The sequence below is a fragment of the Opacimonas viscosa genome, from assembly GCF_024199005.1.
GTDB lineage: Bacteria > Pseudomonadota > Gammaproteobacteria > Enterobacterales > Alteromonadaceae > Opacimonas > Opacimonas viscosa.
On sequence record NZ_JANATA010000122.1, the window covers coordinates 1 to 273 of the forward strand.

The 273-nt window shown below is 52.7% G+C and carries 1 protein-coding gene; it reads left to right on the plus strand.

Annotation, left to right across the window (positions count from 1 at the left end):
- Positions 1 to 54: 54 nt before the first annotated feature.
- Positions 55 to 273, plus strand: a 219-nt coding sequence (locus NLF92_RS12950; RefSeq protein ID WP_254102624.1) for a FadR/GntR family transcriptional regulator, incomplete at its 3' end; no start/stop codon positions are given.

Here is a 273-nt window from a genome sequence, read left to right on the forward strand (position 1 = left end):
CGCTGGATGCTGGAAAGCAGTCCGTCGCTGTTGGTCCTGAAAGAGTTTCTGCAGATGAGGCTGGCTATTGAGCCACAAGCTGCAGCGCTGGCGGCCCGTCATGGTTCACCTGAAGCGATTGCGCAAATCGAAAAGGCGTTGTTAGAAATGGACAATGCTGCGCAAACCCACGGTTCAATTCACGAGCCTGATTTGGCGTTTCATACCGCCATTCTACTGGCCAGTGGCAACCGCTTTTTCTATCAGTTACGCGACTTCATAACGACAGCACTG